This window comes from Vibrio sp. M260121 (assembly GCF_036533715.1).
Lineage (GTDB): Bacteria > Pseudomonadota > Gammaproteobacteria > Enterobacterales > Vibrionaceae > Vibrio.
This window is the reverse complement of the sequence record NZ_JATABF010000128.1, coordinates 1-464: the sequence shown is the minus strand read 5'-3', so window position 1 is coordinate 464 and position 464 is coordinate 1. Positions and strand designations below refer to the sequence as shown.

General features: G+C 47.2%; 1 protein-coding gene. It reads right to left on the bottom strand.

Annotated features, from left to right (window positions below; translation table 11 throughout):
* The coding region (locus QTO06_RS25430) for a flagellin N-terminal helical domain-containing protein (protein ID WP_443088839.1) at positions 1-464 on the bottom strand (464 nt) is incomplete at both ends.

The following is a 464-nucleotide window of genomic DNA, read 5'->3' as shown; positions in this document are numbered from 1 at the left end:
GCTTCAACGTTCCAGTTTTTGTCTTTACCGTTGTCAGCTTGGTAGCTCACGCCGCCCATCATTTTATTGTCTGAGCGCATGTCTTTTAGGTTAAGCATTACTGCTTCACCGTTATCCGCACCGATTTGGAAAGACTGAGTGCCGTAAGTACCGTTAAGTAGACGGTTACCACCGAAAGATGTCGTTTCAGCGATACGGTTTAGTTCGTCGTTTAGTGCCGTTACTTCTTCTTGAATCGCAACACGCTCAGATTTTGAGTTAGAGCCGTTTGCTGATTGAAGAGACAGGTCACGCATACGTTGTAGGATGTTAGTTGTCTCGTTCATTGCACCTTCAGCAGTTTGTGCAATAGAGATACCGTCGTTCGCGTTACGAACAGCCACATCCAGGCCACGGCTTTGTACGTTCAAGCGGTTCGAGATTTGAAGACCCGCAGCGTCGTCTTTCGCGCTGTTGATTTTGAA